This window comes from Mycobacterium sp. 1423905.2 (genome assembly GCF_001673155.1).
Taxonomy (GTDB): domain Bacteria; phylum Actinomycetota; class Actinomycetes; order Mycobacteriales; family Mycobacteriaceae; genus Mycobacterium.
The window spans coordinates 1-22,839 of sequence record NZ_LZLE01000101.1 but is presented as its reverse complement, the minus strand read 5'-3'; the positions used below and the strand labels follow the sequence as shown (position 1 = coordinate 22,839).

The following is a 22,839-nucleotide window of genomic DNA, read 5'->3' as shown; positions in this document are numbered from 1 at the left end:
TGCGCGCCCGAGCGGCGGGTCGATGTAGAGCGCGTAGGTGGTGATCCGGTCACTGACTCGGCGCGGGTCGTCGTCGAGCAGGTTGGCCGCGACGATCTCGAAGTCGTTGTATGAGGTGTGGGTGAATGCGCCCTTGCCGTTGCAATCACCCATCGCCCAGATGTGGTCGATGTTGGTCTGGAGCGTGTCGTCGACGACGATGTAGCCGCGTTCGTCGGTCTGCACACCGGCCGCCTCCAAGCTCAGGTCGTCGGTGTTGGGCCGCCGGCCCACCGCAACCAGCAGGTGGCTGCCCGCGATCGGATCGGCGCCGGAATTGGGCGTCAATTCGAACCCATTGTCCCGCTTGGTGATACGTACATCTTTCGCACCGACGACGACGTCGATTCCTTCGGCTTCCAGGACGTCTCGGATGGTCGCCGACACGTCCTCGTCTTCGCGGCCGGCCAGCCGCCGGCCTCGTTCGACGACGGTGACCCGCGCCCCGAACCGCCGGTACATCTGCGCGAACTCCAGCGCGATGTAGCTGCCCCCGACGATGACGAGATGCTCTGGGACGACGTCCAATTCGAGCATTGACACGTTGGTCAGGTAATCGACGTCCTCGAGGCCCGGAATGTCGGGGACAACGGCGCGACCGCCGACATTGAGGAAGATCCGGTCGCCGTGCAGGACTCGATCACCGACCCGCAACGTGTGCGGATCCTCGAACCGGGCGTGGCCACGCACCAGAGTGCAGCCATCCATGCCCTCCAGCCAGCCTTCCACACCTTTGCGGTCGCTGAGCATGATGTCGTCTTTGCGGGCCTTGACTTTGGCCATGTCCACGCTGATCTGTCCGACGGCCACGCCATACTCGGCGCCGCGACGCGCCAACTGTGCGGCGTGTGCGCTGGCCACCAGAGTCTTGGTCGGGATACACCCCGTGTTGACGCACGTCCCGCCGACGTGTTTGCGCTCGATGACGGCGACCCGCTGACCGGCGGCGGTCAGCCGCCCAGCCAGGGGCGGACCGGCCTGGCCGGCACCGACGACGATTGCGTCGAAGCGCTCCGTCACAGAGCGGCCGCCGCCGCGACGATGGCAAAGCCACCGAGGACGGCTACCGAATCCTCCAACAGCGCGATCGGCAGGTCACGCCCGCCGTTGGCGGCCACCAGCCGGCGGCGGGCCTGGAAGCCACCGAGCGTGCCCAGCACCGCGCCGACCACGCCGGCGCCCAGGCTGGCCCAGGGATGCCCCCATGCCTTGCCTAGCACCGCGCCTGCGAATCCACCCATGATGAGCCGGACGATGAACACCGGCGGCGCCGTACGCGGCGGCGTCTTCGGCAGTTTGTCGTTGACCAGCTCAGCGACGGCCAGCAGGCTCAAGATCACTACGGTCACGATGTTGCCGACCCAGGACGCCCAGGTGCCGTGCAGGTTGATCCAGCTCAGAAAAGCGGCCCAAGCGACCACCGCGGGCGCGGTCAACGAGCGCAAGCCCGCGACGACACCGAGCAAAAGAGCTAGTAGAAGAACGAGAACCTGCGTCACAGCGATCCCTCCTGGGACAGACGAACAGCATTCAGCGGGACGCTAACACAGCAGCCGTCGCGGTACATGATCAGAAACGGCAAAACCGGATGTCGGACGCCAGGATCGCTTTGGCGCCGATGGCGGCAAGCTGGTCCATGACAGTGTTGACGCCGCGGCGCGGTACCAGCGCCCGGACGGCAACCCAATCGGGGTCGGCCAGCGGAGCGATGGTCGGCGACTCCAGTCCCGGCGTTATCGCGGTGGCCTGATCGAGCACGGAGCGCGGGCAGTCGTAGTCGAGCATGAGGTACTGCTGGCCGAAGACGACGCCCTGCACTCGGGCGACGAGTTGGTCGCGTGCCGCCTTTGCGTCTTGGCTGTCGACCTCGGCGCGTTCGATGAGCACCGCCTCGGAATCGCACAGCGGTTCACCGAAGGCCACCAGGTTGTGCAGGCTCAGCGTGCGTCCCGACCCGACCACGTCGGCAATGGCGTCGGCCACGCCGAGTTGCACCGAGATCTCCACCGCGCCGTCGAGCCGGATGACTGTGGCGTCAATCCCTCTGTCCGCGAGATCTTTTCGGACGAGGTTGGGATATGCGGTGGCGATTCGTTTGCCGGCCAGATCGGCCGTCGTCCAGTCAGTGCCGGCCGGGCCGGCGTACCGGAAGCTGGACGATCCGAATCCCAGTGCCAACCGTTCTCTTACCGGCGCGTTGGAGTCCAGCGCCAAATCGCGTCCGGTGATGCCGAAGTCGAGTTCTCCGGAGCCGACGTAGATGGCGATGTCCTTGGGCCGCAGAAAGAAGAACTCGACGTTGTTGACCGGATCGATGACCGTCAGATCTTTGGGATCGGTGCGGCGCCGATACCCGGCTTCGGACAGGATCTCGGTGGCCGGCTCACTGAGCGCACCTTTGTTGGGGACCGCGACCCGAAGCATGCTCATAGCTTCCGGTAGACGTCTTCAAGGGACAGCCCGCGCGAGATCATCAGCACTTGTGTCCAGTACCACAACTGGCTGATCTCCTCGGCCAGCGCTTCGTTGGGTTCATGCTCAGCGGCCAACCACACCTCGCCGGCCTCTTCCAAGATCTTTTTGCCCAACGCGTGTACTCCGCCGTCCAGCGCGGCCACGGTGGCGCTGCCGGCGGGTCGGGTGCGGGCACGCTCGCCGAGTTCGGCGAACAGATCCTCGAAGGTCTTCACGGCCAGCGATTGTTTCACGCGCTGGTCGGCGAAGTCACTTTGGTTTCCGGGCGCCGCACTCCTAGATGAACGGGTTCAGCACCGGCGGGATGATCTGGTTGCCGGTCACGCCGGTGAGCCGGACGAAGATCTGCGCCGGGATGTTGAGCGACTGGTAGACGCCGGCGCCCAGCCACGACACCGGTAGCTGCAAGAAGTCAGGCACTGAATTGACGATGCCTTGAATCGGGTCGTAGGTCAGATACGGAATCGTGGCCGCGACCGTGCGCGCGTCGAGGTTGTAATTGACTATCGGATCGGGATATCCCTGGGCCGCGAAGTCGGACCTGATCACGTCAAACAGGTTGGCGCCGGGATCAACGTAGGTGCCGTCGAAGACCGATGACGTCAGCGGGGCGCCCTGCATGTAGGGCAGTTGCGGGATCCCGAATTGATCCATGATCGTCGGGGTCGTGCTCACGATCTGCCATGGGTTGTTGATCCAGCCGTCATGGAGGGTATCGCCGGCCTGATCCCAGATCATGAAAGTCGCTGTCTCCAAAGGTGATTGGAAGCCGTGACCGCGGCCGAATTGATCGGGACCGATGTGACCGTGGTCGGTGACCACCAGCACGTCCCACTTCTCGTTGTTGGTGGCCTCCCAGTTCGCTACCGCGCCCATCAGGCCGGTGCCTTGAGTGCGAGAACCGAGGTTCATGTCCATGTTGCGCAGTGCCGCCGCGTACTCCGGCGAGTCACCGCCATAGGCATGGCCCATTTCATCGACACCGACAAAGTACGAGAAGATGAAATTGCCCTTGTTCGGATCGGCGACCGTGATCGCGTTCTGGCTTAACTGGCCGACTTCGTTCTGCGACGCAACCCAATACGGGTCGTTTGCGAGGTGCGGGACGAATTGGATCTTGTCGGCGGGGAACGCGCCGGCGCCGGCGGTCTCGGTGATGACCGGCCAGTTGCCGATGACGGTGGTGTCAACCCGATTGCCGTAGGCGGCCTCGAGTTGGTTGTACACGGTCGGCCAGTTGTCGTACGTCCAGGGCGTGAACACGTTGTTGGTCACCCCGGCCGTCTCGCTCCAGACACCGGTCTGAATGGTCGTCCACGAAGGGTTGGAGACGCTGGTGTGCCCGACGATCGTCGACGCGGAAGTGACGCTCTCCTTCATCAGTTCTTGGAAGTTCACATTGAGAGGGTCGGCCAGGACTCTGCTCAGATTGGTGCCGTCGGTGCCGATCAGCAGGAAGTTCTCGTCTGGTGTCGCTAACATCAGGAGAGCAGCCTCCTGTGGCGTGACCATGTTCAGATTGGCGTAATAAGCCCCCGCCTGCCCGGTAGCGCCAGGAGTGCCGAACAAGGACAGTGCGCGGCCACCGATTCCGCCGAGCCCTGCAGGACTGATTCCTCCGCCGATGCCTCCGGTGCCACCGGCTCCGCCATTGCCCCACAGCAAGCCGCCCATGCCCCCGGCGCCGCCGGCTCCGCTGCGGAGGCCGCCGGTGCCGCCGACTCCGCCGTTACCGATCAACCCGGCGTTGCCGCCGCGCCCACCGGTTTGGCCCAGCAACCCAGCCGAGCCGCCCGCTCCGCCATTGCCCCACAGGATGCCACCGTCGCCGCCGGCTTGCCCCGTGCCAGGTGTCCCGTTGTACCCGTCACCGATCAACGGCCGGCCCAGCAGCAGATTCGTCGGGGCGTTGATGACACCCAGGACTTGGTCGGCGATGGTCTGCAGCGGACCCGCGTTGACCGCCTCGGCGGCCGCATAGGCGCCGCTGGCGGCACTCAACGCCCGCACGAATTCGTCGTGGAACGCGGTCACCTGCGCACTGAGCGCCTGGTATTCCTGCGCGTGACCGGAGAACAGCGCCGCAATCGCCGCCGATACTTCATCGGCAGCGGCCGCGGCGAGCGTCCTGGTCTGAGCCAGCGCCGCCTGGTTCGCCGCGTTGATCGAAGAACCGATCCCCGCGGCTTCTGCCGCTGCCGTGGTCAACAGGTCCGGTGTTGCGATCAGATACGACATCGTTGTCCTCCCAGCCGGAAATTGTGACCCTCGGGAGATGTGACGATACCGGCAATGTGCGAGCGCGCGGCCGATTTCGGGGTCGATCCGAATGGGGCGGCGCTACACGTTGAAGTACTTGGCCTCGGGGTGGTGCAAGACGAACGCGTCGGTGGACTGCTCGGGGTGCAACTGCAGCTCTTCGGACAGGGTCACGCCGATGCGCCGGGGGTCCAGCAGATCCATCATCTTCACCCGGTCCTCGAGGTTCGGGCAGGCGCCGTAGCCGAACGCGAAGCGGGCACCGCGATACTCCAGCTTGAAGTAATCCTCGACGGCCTCCGGGTCGTCGGCGGCCACTGCCCGGTCGCCGGAGAACTTGAGTTCTTCCCGGATACGTTTGTGCCAGTACTCGGCCAGGGCTTCGGTCAACTGCACCCCGATTCCGTGTACTTCCAGGTAATCCCGGTAAGAGTTCGACGCGAACAACTCGTTGGCGAAATCGGCGATGGGCTGGCCCATGGTCACCAACTGGAACGGCAGCACGTCGACCTGCCCGCGCTCGGTCGCCAGCTTGCGCGACCGGATGAAGTCTGCGATGCACAAGAACCGGCCGCGCTGCTGGCGCGGGAAGGTGAACCGGTACCGCTCTTCGGCGTCAGGTTCAGGACTGGCCAAGATCACCACGTCGTCGCCCTCGGAGACCGCCGGGTAGTAGCCGTAGACCACCGCCGCGTGCGCCAGGATGCCGTCGGTGGACAACCGGTCCAGCCAGTACCGCAGCCGCGGCCGGCCCTCGGTCTCCACCAGCTCCTCGTATGAGGGTCCCTCTCCCCCGCGCTGTCCGCGTAATCCCCACTGTCCGAGGAACAGCGCGCGCTCGTCGAGCAGGCCGGTGTATTCGGCCATCGCCAATCCCTTGACGATCCGGGAGCCCCAGAACGGCGGGGTGGGTACTTCGATGTCGGCGGCGACGTCGGAGCGTTCGGGCACCTCGACCGGCTCTTCGGCGGCTTTGCGTTGCGCCGCAATCCGTTTCGATCGCTCGTGGCGTGCTTTGCGTTCGGCTTCCTTCTTGCGGGCGGCGACCGCCTCCGGGCTGTCCGGGTCCGGACCTTCGCCGCGCTTGGCGCTCATGATGGTGTCCATCAGCTTGAGGCCCTCGAAAGCGTCTCGCGCGTAATGCACTTCGCCTTCGTAAACCTCGGCCAGGTCGTTCTCGACGTAGCTGCGGGTCAACGCCGCACCGCCGAGCACGACCGGGAATTTCTCCGCGACTCCCCGAGCGTTCATCTCCTCGAGGTTTTCCTTCATGACCACGGTGGATTTCACCAGCAGGCCCGACATGCCGACTACGTCGGCGCTCTTGTCCTCGGCCACTTCCAAAATGGTGGCGATCGGCTGTTTGATGCCGATGTTGACCACCTCATAGCCGTTGTTGCTCAAGATGATGTCGACGAGATTCTTACCGATGTCGTGCACGTCGCCCTTGACCGTGGCCAGCACGATGCGGCCCTTGCCGGCGTCGTCCTCGGCCTTCTCCATGTGCGGTTCCAGGTAGGCGACGGCGGCTTTCATCACCTCGGCGGACTGCAACACGAACGGCAGCTGCATCTGGCCCGAACCGAACAGCTCACCAACGGTTTTCATACCGGCCAGCAGATTCTCGTTGATGATCGCCAACGGAGGCTTCTGCGTCATCGCCTCGTCGAGGTCGGCGTCCAAGCCGTTGCGTTCACCGTCGACGATGCGTTGCGCCAGCCGTTCGAACAGCGGCAGTTTGGCCAGTTCGGCCGCGCGCGACTCCTTCGACGAGGCCGCCGACACGCCCTCGAACAGGCGCATGAGTTCCTGCAGCGGGTCGTACTCGTCCTCGGGGCGGCGGCGGTCGTAGATCAGGTCCAGGGCGACTTGGCGTTGCTCCTCGGGGATCCGGTTCATCGGCAGGATCTTCGACGCGTGCACGATCGCCGAATCCAGGCCGGCCTCTTGGCATTCGTGCAGGAACACCGAGTTGAGCACCTGACGGGCAGCGGGATTCAGCCCAAAGGAGATGTTGGACAGACCCAGCGTGGTCTGCACGTCGGGATGACGCTGCTTGAGTTGCCGGATCGCCTCGATGGTCTCGATCCCGTCGCGGCGTGATTCTTCTTGACCAGTGGCGATGGTGAACGTCAAAGTGTCGATCAGGATGGAGGATTCGTCGACACCCCAGTTACCGGTGATGTCCTCGATCAGCCGCTCGGCAATCTGCACCTTCTTCTCGGCGGTGCGGGCCTGACCCTCTTCGTCGATGGTCAGCGCGACCACCGCGGCGCCGTGCTCGGCGACCAGTTCCATCGTCTTGTGGAACCGCGACTCGGGGCCGTCACCGTCCTCGTAGTTCACCGAGTTGATCGCGCACCGGCCGCCCAAGTGCTCCAAACCGGCCTGCAGCACCGGGGTTTCGGTCGAGTCCAGCATGATCGGCAACGTCGACGACGTCGCCAGCCGGCTGGCCAAAGCCTTCATGTCGGCCGCGCCGTCACGGCCCACGTAGTCCACGCACAGGTCGAGCATGTGCGCGCCGTCGCGGGTCTGGTCCTTGGCGATGTCCAGGCACTTCTGGTAATCCTCGGCGATCATCGCCTCGCGGAATCCCTTGGAGCCGTTGGCATTGGTGCGTTCCCCAATGACCAGGACCGAAGATTCCTGCTCGAACGGGACGGCGGAGTACAGCGAGGACACCGACGGCTCGAAACTCACGTGCCGCTCGCCGCGCGGCTTGCTGCCGTCGTTGAACGGGACGACCGCCGCAGCGACCTCGCGGATGTGGGCGGGGGTGGTGCCACAGCAGCCGCCGACCAGCGACAACCCGAACTCGGTGATGAACCCGCCCAGCGCCTCGGCCAGCTCGTCGGGCTGCAGGGGGTATTCGGCGCCCTTGGCGCCGAGCACCGGGAGCCCGGCGTTGGGCATGACCGACACGGGGATGCGGGCGTGCCGCGACAGGTAGCGCAGGTGCTCGCTCATCTCGGCGGGGCCCGTCGCGCAGTTGAGACCGATCATGTCGACGCCCAACGGCTCGATGGCGGTCAGCGCCGCACCGATTTCGCTGCCCAGCAGCATGGTGCCGGTGGTTTCCACGGTGACGTGGGCAAACACCGGGATGTGGCGGCCGGCCTGCTTCATCGCGCGCCGCGATCCCAGCACCGCGGCCTTGAGCTGCAACAGGTCCTGGCAGGTTTCGACCAGGATGGCGTCGGCGCCGCCGTCGAGCATGCCCAGGGCGGCCTCGGTGTAGGCGTCGCGGATGACGGCGTACTCGGTGTGGCCCAGGGTGGGCAGCTTGGTGCCAGGCCCCATCGAGCCCAGCACGTAGCGCTTGCGATCCGGGGTGGCCAGCTCGTCGGCGACCCGCCGGGCGATGGCGGTACCGCGCTCGGAGAGGTCCCGGATGCGGTCGGCGATGTCGTAGTCGCCCAGATTGGACAGGTTGCAGCCGAAGGTGTTGGTCTCAACGGCGTCCGCGCCGGCTTCGAAGTAATTGCGGTGGATGGTCTCCAGCACGTCAGGGCGCGTTTCGTTCAAGATCTCGTTGCAGCCCTCGAGGCCACGGAAGTCGTCGAGGGTGAGATCCGCGGCCTGCAGCTGGGTGCCCATCGCGCCGTCGCCCACCACCACACGCTGCGACAAAACGTCGAGCAGATCGGTGTCGTAGTGCGTTTGGTTAGCGGAAGTCACATGGCAAGGATAGTCGCGCTATGGAGTCACTTCCGCCGTTACCAGCGCACTGACAGCTACCCGCGGCCATCCCAGCCCGCATAATCGCTGCGCCGAAGGCCGTAGGCTGAATTTGTGACATCGCTGCCCGACCTGCACAACACCGTCGTCGTGGCGGCGTTCGAGGGCTGGAACGACGCGGGCGACGCGGCCACCGATGCGGTCGCCCACCTGGCCGCCACCTGGCAGGCGTCGCCGATCGTGGAGATCGACGACGAGGCGTACTACGACTATCAGGTCAATCGCCCGGTCATTCGGCAAGTCGACGGGGTGACCCGGGAACTGGAGTGGCCGGCGATGCGGATCTCGCACTGCCGGCCCCCCGGCGCCGACCGAGACGTGGTGCTGATGTACGGCGTGGAGCCCAACATGCGCTGGCGCACCTTCTGCGACGAGCTGCTGGCCGTGATCGACAAGCTCAATGTGGACACGGTGGTGATCCTGGGCGCGCTGCTGGCCGACACCCCGCACACCCGGCCGGTGCCGGTGTCGGGTGCGGCCTACTCACCGGAGTCGGCGCGGATCTTCGGGCTGGAGGAAACCCGTTATGAGGGGCCGACGGGCATCGCGGGGGTGTTCCAGTACGCCTGCGTGGCCGCGGGTATCCCGGCGGTGACGTTCTGGGCGGCGGTTCCGCATTACGTGTCGCAGCCGCCGAATCCGAAGGCGACGGTAGCGCTGCTGCGCCGCGTCGAAGACGTGCTGGATGTCGAGGTGCCGCTGGCGGACCTGCCGGTGCAAGCCGAGGCGTGGGAGCAGGAGATCACCGAGATGGCCTCCGACGATGAGGAACTCGCCGCTTACGTGCAGTCCCTCGAGCAGCACGGTGACGCCGCCGTCGACATCAACGAGGCGCTGGGGAAGATCGACGGTGACGCGCTGGCCGCCGAATTCGAGCGGTATCTGCGGCGGCGGCGACCTGGTTTCTGAGCCGGGGCGTCAGGTTTCTTCGCTGCCGCGGCGCAGCATCGGGATGACGGCGGTGGGTTCGCCTACCGAAGCGGCGACGATGCGGCGGTTGACCGGGGGAAACCAGCTCAACCGCAGCCCGGTGCGCCGTCGGCGCAGCTGCGCCGGCGTCGCCGGAACGATACGGCCGGCGGCGTCGCGGCCGGCTCGCTGCTTTTCGTCAATTACCGGGCGCCAGAGCCGCTCGTAGAAATCCAGCGCCCGATCCAGTGAGGACGTCAGGCGCAGCTGCTCGGCCAGCACGTAGGCGGCGCCGACGGCCAGCGATGCGCTCTGACCGGCGAACCACGACACGGCGGCGCACGCGTCGCCGATGAGTACCACCCGGTTCTTGCGCCAGCTCGGCAGGTGGATCTCCGCGACCTGGTCGTAGTAGATCTCCGTCGCGGGCGGACAGCGGTGCAGCACCTCGGGCACCAACCGGCCCATGTCGGCGTAACTGTCTTGGATCGCGGCACGCGCGTCGTCGGGAAGCCGCGGGTCGGCGCTGCGGTGCACCCCGAACGTGGCGACTCGGCCGTCGCGCAGCACGTAGCAGCCCAGTTGGCGGTCGACGGTGTCGGTGAGCAGCACACGATCGGCGGCCGCCGCTCGGATCTCCGGGGCGTCGCAGATGAAGGCGGCGGTGTGGAATCCGAGGTAGCGCAGGTATTGAGATTCGTCACCGAACACCAAGGCGCGCACGGTTGAGTGCAGTCCATCCGCACCGACCAGCAGGTCGGCTTCCAGGTGCTCACCGTCGTCCAAGGTCACTGACACGCCGTCGTCCCGGTTGCCCACTGCCGAGACCGAGGCGCCGAACCGGAGTTCGACCGCGTCGGGCAGGTTGTTCCGCAGCGCCGTTTCCAGGTCGGCCCGCATGATGCGGCACAGCCGCCCGTCTAGCGCCGCGGCGATCTGCCGGTACGGCAGCCCGGCACGACGCCGCCCGTCCGCGTCCATCAGGCTGGCCTCGTCGATCCGGTAGGCCGCATCTTCGATGGCGGGCAGGACCCCGACCTCCTCGGCGGCGTCGTAGCCGGCGCCGTGGAAGTCGATCAGCTGGCCGTGGCGGCGGGGGCCGGGCGCGCGTTCCAGCACCACCACGTCGGCGCCGTGCGTTGCCAGCCGCTCAGCGAGGGCGAGGCCGGCGATTCCGGCGCCGCAGATGACTACCTTCACGCGGCTACGGCTTGTCCAGGCCCTGGGTGTAAGAGCTGGTGAAGCGGCCCAGTGCGGCGACTTCGGCGTCCATGCGTGGCATCAGCTCGGCGGCCGTCTTGCGGATGGGCGCCTCTCCGAGCCGGGTGGACAACACCGGCTTGAGCCAACGGAACAGCCCGACCCAGCCGGGGCAGTACACCCGTTCCTTGCGCTCTTCGATGCCCTTGACGAAGGCTGCTGCGCACTTGTCGACCGAGGTGGTCAGGCTCAGCGGCCACGGCAGGCGGGCGAGCATTTCGCTGAACGCCGGCAGATCGGCTTTGGTGTCGCGGACCATTGCGGTGTCGACCCAGGACATGTGCGCCGAGCCGACGGTGACTCCGAGGTGCGCGACCTCCAGCCGCAAGGCGTGGGCGAGGTGTTCGTTGCCGGCCTTCGACATGTCGTATGGTGCCATCCCGGGCGCCGCGGCGAACGCGGCCAACGAGGAGACGATCAGCACGTAGCCGCGACGATCGATGATCGACGGCAGAGCCGCCCGCACGGTGTAGAAGACGCCGAGCAGGTTGACGTCGATGACCCGCTTGAACGCGTCGGGGTCGACGTTCAGCACCGAGCCATAGCTGGAAATTCCCGCGTTGGCCACCACGGCGTCGATACCGCCGAACTTGTCGACTGCCTGCTGCACGGCGGACTGCATGGCGGGCAGATCGCGCACGTCCGCGGGAATGGCGAGCACACGCTCGTCGCCGCCGAGTTCGGCGCAGATGCCTTTCAGTTCGTCTTTGCCCAGGTCGGTCAACACGAGTTTGGCGCCCTTGCGGTGCAGCCGTCGGGCGACCTCAGCCCCGATGCCGCGGCCACCGCCGGTGATGAAGACGACTTTGCCCTGCATCGATGTCATGGCCGAAACGTACCTGTGCGGCGATTGGAGGTCCAACCGGGCAACCAAGTTGCGCACGATGTCAAGCACGGCTGGTACGTTCAATTAATGGCCGGCAAACAGTCCACGTCGACTGGTATGCGTCCTTGACCAGTCGCTTGGCTTTTGGACCCGCGGTCCTTTTGGGGCAGGGCGGGGTGGGAAAGCTAATGCATTCGGTACTCGCGGGACACGTTGAGTCGCTGACCATCGTAGATCTGCATTCACCTGATGAGGAATATGCCGATGACAACCCGAATAAGGTCCTTCGAATAGTCGCCGACGTAACCAAACCGATAGAGCAACACCTGGAAAGCGCGCTTGCATCCGCAGAGTTGGTGATTTGCGCGTTGCCCGAGGACGCTCTGGTCGGCGCTCTGCCCCAGTTGATCGCGACCGTACCCAAGGGAGCACTCGCTGTCGACACGGCCTCCGTCAAGTCGCCGCTGGCGGCGTTGTGGAGTTCCACCGGGCCATCGATTCTGAGCATCAACCCGATGTTCGCCCCGTCACTTTCTCCTGCCGGCAGGTGCGTGTTAGCGGTCAGCGCCGGGCGCCCCGGACGGCAGGACGAATTTTTAAAATTGTTGCAGCGCAACGGCATGGTCGTGGTGCGGTTGACAGACGCCGATGAACACGACCGGCTCACCGCGGTCCTCCAAGCCGGCGTGCATGCAGCCACCTTGGCATACGGATTGACCATCGCCGGTGCGGGATTCGGCGCGCAGCAAGTTGCCCAACTCGCGCCCCCACCTTGCCATCAGCAGCTGATGCTGCTGGCGCGCATGGTCGCCCAACCGCCGGAGGTTTACGAAGACATCCAGCGGTCGAACCCGCACGCGGAGCAGGTGCGTGCTGACCTGATCCAGAACATGGCTCGGATCGGCCAACTCGCGACGACCAAAAACCTGGACTCAGCGCTCAGCTACGTTGCGGATTGGCTTGGGAGCGCTCGCGTTCCGTTGGCCGAGCACTGTCAGAATGTGTACGACGAACTGGCGACTTCATCCGACCGGAGGATCGCCGGATCGGCTGGGCCTGACGCCTAGCCGCTGACCCGCCGTGATCCAAGTCGGCCGGCGGAATCGCGGCCCTGTGCCATGCTCTCGCGAAGGCTCTTCGGCCGTATGTCCGTCCAATTCTGCTCGATGTAGTCCACACAGGCAGCGCGGTCCGCTTCGCCGTAGACGGCCCGCCAGCCGGCCGGAACGTCGACGAAGGCCGGCCAGAGGCTGTGTTGTTCCTCGTCGTTCACCAAGACCAGGAACGTGCCTTTGTCATCGTCGAACGGGTTGATGCTCATCGGTTCTCCAACCGTCTAGTCGAGACAAGCGAACCATATCCGGGGGCAGCAAGATCGAACGCAGAGAATTTAAATTATCAATTCGTCCTAAGATCCTGCGCATTGACATGTGGCCGCCGTTCAATGGTATGCAGAACAAATTAACTTGCCGTACTAGACCTATTGACTGCACGAATACCCTATTTCACCGCGCCGACTACTCTATGCGACTGAACTCGATACTCTATTTGACGCGGCGAGTACCTATTGACCGCAAACAAGGGAGAACACTGGCCCAGCGATGTGGGCTAATCACTCAGTGAACACTGCGATCCAAATCGCAACGAGCAAACAGTGGATCATGAGGACCACCGGCGCGATCCACTCGTCGCATGCACTCGCGCAGCGCACGAGTGCGGCTCATTCGAGGCAATAGCCGCATGATCAGTCTTCGACCACCTACCTCATCCGAGACGTCGCCCACTTTCGGCCGGCGGGTGGGCGCAGCTTCAGCCGCCGAGATGACGCCCACCACGCGAAAGGCAAGAGGCGGTGCGGGTTTCGGGATATTGCGCAGGCTCTGGATTCCCCTGGTCATCCTCGTGGTCATCGTCGTTGGAGGGCTGACCGTGTCGCGACTGCACGGCGGTTTCGGCTCCGAAAAGTTCCCTACCTATGCCGACAGTAAATTGAGCGACCCCACGCCTACCGACCCCAAGCAGCTGACTTACGAGATCTTCGGCGCGTCGGGAACGGTAGCCAGCATCAGTTATTTCGACGCCAATGGTGACCCGCAGTTGGTCGAGGCCGCAAAGCTGCCCTGGTCGATCACGTTCACAACCACCTCGCTGGCGGTCGTGGGAAACGTGGTGGCGCAGGGCGACAGTGACACCATCGGCTGCCGCATCCTGGTGAACGGCGTGGTCAAAGCCGAGAAGGTCACGCATCAAGCCAGCGCCCTCACCTTCTGCCTGCTGAAGGCCGCATGAGCGACAAGCGTATGGACCGTCAACAAACCACAACGCCGCGCATCGCCCGGACGATTCATCGACTTTCGGTGCTGATCATCTTGGCGTGGTTGGCGATCACCGTCATCGTGACCGTTGCCGTTCCGTCGTTGGAGCAAGTCGAGAAGAAGTATGCGATATCGCTGACGCCCAATGACGCACCGTCGGTCAAGGCGGCCAAGCGCATGGGAGATGTCTTCAAGGAATCCAACTCCGACAGTGTGGCGCTGATCGTGCTGGAAGGTCAGCAGCCTCTCGGCGAGGACGCACATCAGTACTACGACCGGTTGATTCGCGCGTTGCAGGATGACCCGAAACACGTGCAGCACATCCAGAATTTCTGGGGGGACCAACTCACCGCGGCGGGCGCGCAGAGCGCAGATCGCAAAGCGGCCTACGTCCAACTGAACCTCGCCGGCAACGTGGGCCAAGCCCTGGCTAACGAGTCGGCCGAAGCAGTCCGCAAAATCGTGGAACGGACGCCGGCACCCCCCGGGGTCAAGGCCTACGTCACCGGTCCGGCAGCGCTCACTGCCGATATGTCTCATAGCGGCGACAAGACGGTCGCCAAGATAACCATCGTGACGCTCACGGTCATCTTGACCATGCTGCTGTTCGTCTACCGGTCCGTCATCACAGTAATTCTGTTGTTGTCGATGGTCGGGATCGAACTGATGGCTGCCCGTGGAGTTGTCGCGTTTCTCGGTGATCACCAGCTGGTCGGCCTCACCACCTATACCGTCAATCTGCTGGTCTCCCTAGGGATCGCGGCCGGAACCGACTACGGGATTTTCTTCATCGGGCGCTACCAAGAGGCGCGCCAGGCCGGCGAGGACCGTGAGACGGCCTTTTACACCACCTACCGCGGCGTCGCACATGTCGTCTTGGCATCCGGTCTGACCATCGCCGGCGCGGTTTTCTGCCTCAGCTTCGCTCGACTGCCGGTGTTCCGGCCATTGGGCCTACCTTGCGCGGTCGGAATGCTGGTCGCGATCGCGGTCGCACTAACGCTGGTTCCGGCAGTCATTGCCGCGGGCAGCAGGTTTGGATTGTTCGACCCCAAGCGCAGGATCAGGGTGGGTAGATGGCGCAGGCTCGGCACGGCTATCGTTCGCTGGCCCGGCCCCATCCTCGCGGCCTCGTGCGCCGTCGCCCTGATCGGTCTGCTGGCCCTTCCGGGGTATAAAACGAGCCTGAATGACCGGATGTCTATTCCGCAAAGCCTCCCTGCCAATCAGGGCTATGCGGCCGCTGCACGGCACTTTCCCGAGTCGCGGATGCAGCCTGAGATCCTTTTGGTCGAAACCGACCACGACATGCGCAATCCGTCAGACTTCCTGATCTTGAACAGACTGGCCAAGGCGGTCTTCGCGGTTCCGGGTATTGCCATGGTGCAGTCCATAACTCGACCCGAGGGCACCCCGATCGAGCACACTTCGATACCGTTCCTGATGAGCATGCAAAACGCTGGCCAGGTCCAGAACATGCAGCTGCAGAGGCTGCGCATGAACGACTTGCTCAAGCAGGCCGACAATATGTCGGACACGATCGCTTCGATGAGGCGCATGTATCAATTGATGCAGCAGCTGAACTCCGCGACTCACAGCATCGTCGGTAAGACAAAGGAGCTCCAAGTCATCACCGACGAATTGCGGGACCACATCGCTGATTTCGATGACTTCTGGCGGCCCATCCGCAGTTACTTCTACTGGGAGAAGCACTGTTACGACATTCCCATCTGCTGGTCTTTCCGGTCCATATTCGACGCGCTGGACGGCATCGACTCCATCGGCGACCAGTTCCACGCCCTGGTCAAAGACCTCGATCAGATTGACGTGTTGTTCCCGCAGCTGATAGCGCAATTCCCAGCGTTCATCCAATCCATGGAGAGTATGCGCAGCATGATGCTGTCCATGTACAGCACCACGTCCGGTTTGCTGGGTGAGATGGACGAGGTGGGCGCCAACGCCACTTCCATGGGGAAAGCCTTCGACGCATCCAAGAACGACGATTCGTTCTATCTTCCGCCGGAAGTATTCCAGAACAGAGACTTTCAGCGGGCCGAGAGCATGTTCCTGTCACCGGACGGCAACGCGGTGCGGATGGTCATCTCGCACCGGGGTGACCCCATGAGTCTGGAGGGCATCTCGCATGTCAACGCGATCAAGAACGCGGCAGCAGAGGCGCTCAAGGGAACGCCACTGGCGGACGCCAAGATTCACCTCACCGGAACCGCGGCGACGGTAAAAGACCTATGGGACGGTTCCAAATACGATCTCATGATCGCCGGAGTCGCCGCGCTCTGCCTCATCTTCATCATCATGCTCATCATTACGCGAAGCTTCATCGCTGCACTGGTAATCGTTGGCACGGTTGCGCTTTCGTTGGGTGCCTCGCTCGGGCTCTCCGTGGCCGTCTGGCAGTACCTGCTCGGTATCGATTTGCACTGGGAAGTGCTCGCGATGTCGGTGATCGTCTTGCTGGCGGTCGGCTCTGATTACAATCTCCTGCTGGTCTCCAGATTCAAGGAGGAATTGGGAGCTGGTATCAACACCGGCATCATCCGCGCGATGGCCGGTACCGGGAAAGTCGTTACCGCCGCGGGCCTGGTGTTCGCGTTCACCATGGCCTCCATGGTCGTCAGCGACCTGCGGGTGATCGGCCAAGTGGGAACAACAATCGGTCTGGGGCTGCTGTTCGACACCCTGGTGGTGCGCTCGTTCATGATGCCGTCGATCGCGGCGCTTCTCGGACGGTGGTTCTGGTGGCCGCAAGTGGTACGACCACGCCCGGCCAGTGCAATGCTGCGCCCCTATGGGCCCCGGCCGTTGGTGCGTTCGCTGTTGGCCGGAACGCCACGATGAACGATCGGCGCTGCCCTTTGCTGAGGGGTAATACCGTTGCTAGCCAAGTTGTTTGACGCGTACCAACCCGCCATTAGCGGGAATGTGTACTCCCGATTCAAGGCGGACCCGCTCGTCGCGGGGATCGACCGCCTCAATATCGGCTAACCGCAACACCTCGGCCAGAATGTGGATGACTTCGAAGATGGCCACCCGATCACCGATGCAGCGGTGTTGGCCGCCGCCGAATGGTATGTGCCCGTAGAACGTGGCGCGCTGCTGCAGGAACCGTTCCGGCCGGAAGGCTTTGGGGTCGTCGTAAAGCGCCGGCTGCCGGTGCACAGCCGACATGACTACCATGGTCATGGTGCCGGCAGGAAAGTGGTGTTCGCCCAACGTGATCGGCGCCTGGATAAGCCTGGCAACGAACAAGAAGGGCGGCCGCAGGCGCAGCGTTTCGTGCACCACCGCGTCAAGGTACGCGGTCTGTCCTTCACCGCCGCGGGCCTCTGCGGTCGCCGCGGCAAGCGCGTTCGGGTTACGGACAAGTCGCTCGATCGCCCAGCTCGCCAACGCTGCCGGGGGATCGTAGCCGCCGATCATGGTGGCGAAGACCTGGTCGCGAATTTCGTTGTCGGAAACCGGCTCGCCTTCGGCCCGCAACAAGAGATCGATGACGTCGTCGTGTTCGACTTCGGGGTGACGTCGCCGGCGGGCGATCTCCTGGAAGACCAGCCGCTCGCAGGTCTGTAATTCACGCTGGTACCGCGGCCACAACTTCATGGCGCCGACCGAACGCAGCGCGGAGCGGAACGCCAGCTGCCCCGAAGTGACCGTTTTGAGCAGGTCCCGCCACGCTGACTTCCACTGTGGGAGTTCCGAATCGGGCACCGACAGCAGGATCTTCAGGATCAGCTCGAGAGAAAGGTCCTGCATGAACGGATGCACCGCGACCGCAGGCTCATTCAGCCACTCGCGAACCGCACCCTGCACCCTGGTCGCGATGATCTCACGCCACTGAGCCAGCGCTTCGCCCCGCAATCGCGGCAACATCAGCTTGCGCATCCGGTGGTGCGCCGGCCCGTCCAAGACGAACAATGACCGTTCGCCCCATAGACCCTCTACCATGCGGTGCGGTTCCGTGGCGTTGACCACCTCGGCGGGCGCCATCAGCAACGGCTTGATCACGTTTGGATCCCGCAGCAACACCAGCTGGGAACCAGCTGACACCATTCTTCGGGCCAGCACTGGGGGCAACCCCACCCAGACCACATCGCCGTAGCGGTCGAACAGTTCGTCGAACGCGGTATCACCATCGCGCATCAACCGCCGTGCCACCCTGAGCATTTGGGCGATTCCCGGCCCGGCCGGCACTCCCCCCTCATGCACTACATGCTGGGTTTTCAGCATCAGTCACCTCCGTGCAGTTGCGGGTAGTTTCACTTCTTCGCGGTGGGTACTCAGCTCGCGTTCGAGTACTTCACCCATCACAGCCATAGGCCCGGGCATGTCCATATCCGAATGCCGACTTTCGATCTTGTGTATGGCAACGGGCCCCTGTAGGTGCGGCGCCCACGCCGCGACGTACTCCTCGGGTGATCTCGGCTCGTGGATCGTCGGTATGAACAGCAGCGCATGACCGTCGTACACCGGCGACAGGAAGTCCTGCAGGATCTCAACACTGTTTCGGGTCAGGGCAATAACGGTGTCGGCGAGTGACCGGTATTCGGGATCATCGATTGAAACGCCGTAACGCTCGTTGGCCCATGCGCTGATCAACTTGCGCGTGTCAGCTTCGAGGAACTCTGTCATCAGGACCGGATCGTCCTCATATCTCGGAACGCTGGCGATCAGCCCCAGCAGCGCTACATCGTGTCCGCGGCGCGTGAGCTCAACCGCCATTGCGTGGGCAACCACGCCGCCGAACGACCAGCCCAAAAGATTGAAGGGGCCTTCCGGCTGCACGGCAAGAATCTGGTCAAGGTAGTCATCGACCATGGCGGGGATCGACGGGGCAAAAGACTCCGTCCCGTCGACGCCCCGAGCCTGGAGCCCGTAGATAGGCCGGTCGCGAAGGTGTTTAGCCAGCCCGCGGTAACCCCAGGCGACACCGCCCGCCGGGTGGACGCACCACACTGGTGGCTTCGTTCCTTCCATGCGGAGCGGTAAGACCGTCGCGAAGGGATCCACGAAGTCGGAGGCGTGCTCTTGCGAGAGCCAGTCGGCCAGTTCGCGGACCGTCGGGGCATCGAACACCGCCCGGATCGGAACCTCGACTCCGAGTTCTGTCCGAATGCGCGCCACAAGCCGGGTCGCGGACAGCGAATGTCCTCCCAGGTCGAAGAATCCGTCGTCGATTCCGACCCGCGGCACCCTGAGCACCTCTGCGAACAGTCCGGCCAAAATTCCCTCGCGCGGATCGCGTGGCGCCCGATACTCGACCGCACTCACGAATTCCGGTGCCGGCAGGGCCCGCCGATCAACTTTGCCGTTCACCGTCAACGGCAACGCCTCCAGCACCATGACGACCGCCGGCACCATGAACTCCGGCAACCGGTCCGCCGCGAATCGCCGCAATTGAGCAGCCAACTCCACGGCATTGCCGGCATCCGAACCAGCTTGCGTTTTCAGCACCACATAGCCGACCAGGTGCTTCTCGCCGACCCCGGCACCCGCGTGAGCGGTCACCACCGCCTGGTCCACCAGGGGATGATCCGCCAACACCGACTCGACCTCCGCCGGCTCGACCCGGAAACCCCGGATTTTGATCTGTTCATCGGTGCGGCCCACGTAATCCAGCACACCGTGGGAGGTCCAGCGCACCACGTCGCCGGTGCGATACATCCGCGCTCCGGCAGGCCCGAACGGACACGCCACAAATCGCGCCGCAGTCAACGCCACCCGACCCCGATAGCCGCGAGCTACACCGGCGCCGGCGATATACAGCTCACCAGCGACTCCCACCGGCACCGGACACAACCCGCTATCCAGAACGAACGCGCGCACATTGGCCATCGGAGCGCCAATCGGCACGGACGCCCCGTCGAATCCCACCGCTGTGGGGACGTAGTACGTCGTCGCCCACACAGTGGTCTCGGTCGGTCCGTAAGCGTTCATCACCGCCAGCCCGGAATGTGCAGTCCGGAACCTGTTGGCCGCAACGGGCGAGAGCACGTCGCCGGCTGTCTCCAACAGTTCCAACTGGTCGAGACAGTCGAAGTCGTTTTCTGCCAATTGGTGAAAGAGCGCGGTCGGCAGAAACATTGACTGCACGCCACGTTGCTCGATGAGCTGGCGTAGGGTCGCCATGTCGACGTGGCCGTCCGCCACCACCAGCGTGCCGCCCCGTAACAGAGCAGGCCATGTCTCCGACACCGAGCCGTCGAAGCCTGGCGACGCGGCCACCGAAATTCGGTCGCGACCATGCTCTTCCGGCCAATGGTTCAGCGCCATGTTGATCACACCGCGGTGGGTGACGGCAACGGCTTTCGGCCGTCCGGTAGAGCCGGAGGTGTACATCACGTAAGCCAGGTTGTCCGGTCGTAGCCACGCCTCATCCGGTTCGTCATGATCGGCTCTTGGCCCTGGCTCGTCGGCCTCGGCGACGTCCAGCAGGACCAGTGCGACCTCGTTGTCGGGAAGTCGTGCAGCGGTGGCGGTGTCGGAGACCAGTAGTCGAGGAGCGGCGTCGGACAAGATGTAGGCGGTTCGCTCACTGGAATAGCTCGGGTCTATCGGCAGGTAGGCTGAGCCGGTTTTCACGATGGCCAGCAGCGCGGCGACCAGGTCGGCCGAGCGCGGCAACGCGACCGCGATGATGGTTTCCAGTCCGGCGCCATTAGCCCTGAGCACTTCGGCCAAAGCGTTTGCCCGGTCATTCAATTCGCGGAAGGTTACGGTTCTGGTTCCGTCTTCGACCGCGACTGCATCCGGGCTGCGCGCCGCTTGCGCCGCGAACAACTCCGGAATGGTTGCGTCTGGTATCGGCGCGGCGGTGTCGTTCCACCGCCCTACCACCAGCTCACGTTCGGCCGCATCAATGATCTCGACCAAGTCGATTCGCGCGTACGGATCGGCGGTGACCGCCTCCAGGATGCGTAGGTATTGGCGGGCGATCTTCTCGACGGTGTCGTGGTCGAAGAGGTCGGTGGCGTATTCGATGGTTCCCGGCAGCGGCTGCGGCTGTCCATTGGTCGCGGGCAGCTCGATGACATTGATGGACAGGTCGAATTTCGCCGAGTGAGTGTGCACCGGCAGGATATCGATCTCCAGCTTGAAGAGATCCACATCGGGCAGAGGATTGTTTAGCAACGCAAACGACACTTGAAACAGCGGCTGGCGAGACGTGGAACGGGAAAGGTTGAGTAACTCCACCAGCCGCTCGAACGGGGCATCTTGATTTTCGTAGGCGCCGAGCGCCTTTCGCGATACCTGCTCCAGAAGTTCGACGAAACGAGGGTTACCCGAGGTGTCGACCCGCAGCACCCAGGTATTGACGAATAGCCCGATCAGATCGGTCAGCGCTTCATCGGTGCGTCCAGCGATCGGCCCACCAATCGTCAAGTCGTCACCGGCGCCAAGTTTGCGGAGCAAAACCGCCAGCGCTGCTTGCAGCAACATCGATGGGGTTGTCCCCGTTTCCCGCGCCCGTTGCTCGATCCGTTCCCGCAACTGAGGCGCGATGACGAATGGCACGAGTTCCCCACTGAACGATTGCTCGGGCGGGCGGTGGCGGTCGAATGGCAAAGCGATCTGCTCGGGCGTCCCGTCCAGTTCCCGACGCCAGTAGTCCAACTGCCGTGACAGCACACTGTCGGGGTCGTCGTCGCGACCGAGCACCTCTTGTTGCCACAGGGTGTAGTCCGCGTACTGCACCGGCAGTGGCGGCCAGGCCGGCGGCCGCCCAGCGCCTCGCGCGGCGTATGCGGAGGCCAAGTCCTGCGCCAGCGGCATCAGCGAGGCGCCGTCGGCGGCGATGTGGTGGAGCACCAAGACCAGTACATGTTCGGTCGCCGAGACCCGAAGCACGGTGGCGCGCAGGGGAAGTTCGTTAGCGAGGTCGAACGGGTATTCGGCTGCTTCGGCGATGGCCCGGGTGAGATCCCGCTCGGCGGCCACCTCCCTCATCGACACCGGCACTTCTATCGCTTCGGGCGGCAGAATCCGTTGCCACGGGGTTCCTTCGTCTTCGGCGAACAGGGTCCGCAGGCTTTCGTGGCGGGCTATCACATCCCAGATCGCCGCGGTCAAGGCCGCCGATTGGAGTTGGCCGGTCAAGCGCATCGCCAAGGGAATGTTGTAGGTCGCCGACGGTCCTTGGAACTTGTAGATGAACCACAGTCGTCGCTGCGCGAAGGACAGCGGCATTCGCGGCGGACGCTGCCGCGGGACCAGTGGGGACCGCACCCGCTCGCCGGCATGCGTGGCCATCCATTCGGCCAGTTGGGCGACCCTGGGAGCGTCGAAGACCACGTGGATCGGCACCTCGACCCCTAGTTCGGCCCGGATGCGCGCCACCAGCCGAGTCGCAGACAGCGAGTGACCGCCCAAATCGAAGAATCCGTCATCGATTCCGACCCGGGGCAACCCGAGCGCCTCGGCGAACAGGGCGGCCAGCACCTCTTCCCGCGGATCGCGTGGCGCCCGATATGCCACTCCACTGACGAACTCCGGAGCCGGCAGCGCCCGCCGATCCACCTTGCCGTTCACCGTCAACGGGAACGCGTCGAGCACCATGATCACCGCCGGCACCATGAACTCCGGCAACCGGGCACCGGCGAATCGGCGTACCTCAGCCGCCAGTTCGTCGTCCGTGCCGATGTTTGGTTGCGCCACAACGTAGCCCACCAATTGTTTGACGGTCCCGCCCGGTGGGGTATGCGCGACGACCACCGCTTGCGCCACCCGGGGGTGCGCCGCCAGCACGGCCTCCACCTCGCCAGGCTCGATCCGATACCCACGGATCTTGACCTGTTGATCGGCCCTGCCCACGTACTCGAGCGAGCCTTCGGCGTTCCACCGCATCACGTCACCGGTGCGATACATCCGCGTCCCGGCAGGTCCGAACGGGCACGCGACGAACCGTTGCGCGGTCAGCCCCACCCGGCCCCGGTTTCGGCCAGCCACGCCAGCGGTACCGGCGCGAAGGCTTCATTGACTTCAAAGACACCGATGTCGCGC

General features: G+C 64.3%; 15 protein-coding genes. 4 read left to right on the top strand and 11 right to left on the bottom strand.

Annotated features, from left to right (window positions below; all coding sequences use genetic code 11):
• The 6 genes from A9W95_RS05415 to metH form a co-directional block, all read right to left on the bottom strand.
• On the bottom strand, positions 1-1,059 hold a 1,059-nt coding region (locus A9W95_RS05415), incomplete at its 3' end, for an FAD-containing oxidoreductase (RefSeq protein WP_067409573.1).
• Complete coding sequence (locus tag A9W95_RS05410) at positions 1,056-1,538, bottom strand: glycine zipper 2TM domain-containing protein (RefSeq protein WP_067409572.1); 483 nt, start codon at positions 1,536-1,538, stop codon at positions 1,056-1,058. The genes A9W95_RS05415 and A9W95_RS05410, both read right to left, overlap by 4 nt.
• A gap of 70 nt (positions 1,539-1,608) precedes the next feature.
• Positions 1,609-2,463 (bottom strand): ATP phosphoribosyltransferase, encoded by an 855-nt coding sequence (gene hisG, locus A9W95_RS05405; protein WP_067409571.1) that lies wholly within the window; start codon positions 2,461-2,463, stop codon positions 1,609-1,611.
• 2 nt (positions 2,464-2,465) lie between these two features.
• Positions 2,466-2,747: a phosphoribosyl-ATP diphosphatase gene (locus A9W95_RS05400; RefSeq protein WP_067409570.1), complete on the bottom strand. Its 282-nt coding sequence runs from the start codon at positions 2,745-2,747 to the stop codon at positions 2,466-2,468.
• Positions 2,748-2,790: 43 nt separating this feature from the next.
• Complete coding sequence (locus A9W95_RS05395) at positions 2,791-4,752, bottom strand: PE domain-containing protein (RefSeq protein WP_067409569.1); 1,962 nt, start codon at positions 4,750-4,752, stop codon at positions 2,791-2,793.
• A gap of 102 nt (positions 4,753-4,854) precedes the next feature.
• Positions 4,855-8,454, bottom strand: a complete 3,600-nt coding sequence (metH, locus tag A9W95_RS05390; RefSeq protein WP_067409568.1) for a methionine synthase — start codon at positions 8,452-8,454, stop codon at positions 4,855-4,857.
• Positions 8,455-8,568: 114 nt separating this feature from the next.
• Here metH and A9W95_RS05385 point away from each other — a divergent pair, with 114 nt between their 5' ends.
• Entirely contained in the window at positions 8,569-9,423 is an 855-nt protein-coding gene (locus A9W95_RS05385) for a PAC2 family protein (RefSeq protein ID WP_172826566.1), read from the top strand.
• Positions 9,424-9,432: 9 nt separating this feature from the next.
• On the opposite strand, the gene A9W95_RS05380 is transcribed toward A9W95_RS05385, so the two are convergent.
• Both A9W95_RS05380 and A9W95_RS05375 read right to left on the bottom strand, forming a co-directional pair.
• Positions 9,433-10,623, bottom strand: a complete 1,191-nt coding sequence (locus A9W95_RS05380; RefSeq protein WP_067409567.1) for an FAD-dependent monooxygenase — start codon at positions 10,621-10,623, stop codon at positions 9,433-9,435.
• A gap of 4 nt (positions 10,624-10,627) precedes the next feature.
• Positions 10,628-11,509 (bottom strand): SDR family oxidoreductase, encoded by an 882-nt coding sequence (locus tag A9W95_RS05375; RefSeq protein ID WP_067409575.1) that lies wholly within the window; start codon positions 11,507-11,509, stop codon positions 10,628-10,630.
• A gap of 188 nt (positions 11,510-11,697) precedes the next feature.
• Here A9W95_RS05375 and A9W95_RS05370 point away from each other — a divergent pair, with 188 nt between their 5' ends.
• Positions 11,698-12,576 (top strand): prephenate dehydrogenase dimerization domain-containing protein, encoded by an 879-nt coding sequence (locus A9W95_RS05370; protein ID WP_067409566.1) that lies wholly within the window; start codon positions 11,698-11,700, stop codon positions 12,574-12,576.
• On the opposite strand, the gene A9W95_RS05365 is transcribed toward A9W95_RS05370, so the two are convergent.
• Positions 12,573-12,830 (bottom strand): MbtH family protein, encoded by a 258-nt coding sequence (locus tag A9W95_RS05365; RefSeq protein WP_067409565.1) that lies wholly within the window; start codon positions 12,828-12,830, stop codon positions 12,573-12,575. The genes A9W95_RS05370 and A9W95_RS05365 overlap by 4 nt on opposite strands.
• A 500-nt stretch (positions 12,831-13,330) precedes the next feature.
• Between A9W95_RS05365 and A9W95_RS05360 the strand changes: the two genes are divergently transcribed.
• Together A9W95_RS05360 and A9W95_RS05355 are read left to right on the top strand one after the other, a co-directional pair.
• Positions 13,331-13,798 carry an MmpS family transport accessory protein gene (locus A9W95_RS05360; RefSeq protein WP_156746029.1) on the top strand — a complete coding sequence of 156 codons (468 nt, stop codon included), beginning with the start codon at positions 13,331-13,333 and terminating at the stop codon, positions 13,796-13,798.
• Positions 13,795-16,680 carry an RND family transporter gene (locus A9W95_RS05355; protein WP_067409564.1) on the top strand — a complete coding sequence of 962 codons (2,886 nt, stop codon included), beginning with the start codon at positions 13,795-13,797 and terminating at the stop codon, positions 16,678-16,680. The genes A9W95_RS05360 and A9W95_RS05355 overlap by 4 nt, the downstream gene beginning before the upstream one ends.
• A 39-nt stretch (positions 16,681-16,719) precedes the next feature.
• On the opposite strand, the gene A9W95_RS05350 is transcribed toward A9W95_RS05355, so the two are convergent.
• Entirely contained in the window at positions 16,720-18,069 is a 1,350-nt protein-coding gene (locus A9W95_RS05350; RefSeq protein ID WP_082982913.1) for a cytochrome P450, read from the bottom strand.
• 3 nt (positions 18,070-18,072) lie between these two features.
• Positions 18,073-22,683, bottom strand: coding sequence for an amino acid adenylation domain-containing protein (locus A9W95_RS05345; protein WP_371328026.1), 4,611 nt, complete (start codon positions 22,681-22,683; stop codon positions 18,073-18,075).
• Between the last annotated feature and the right edge of the window lie 156 nt (positions 22,684-22,839).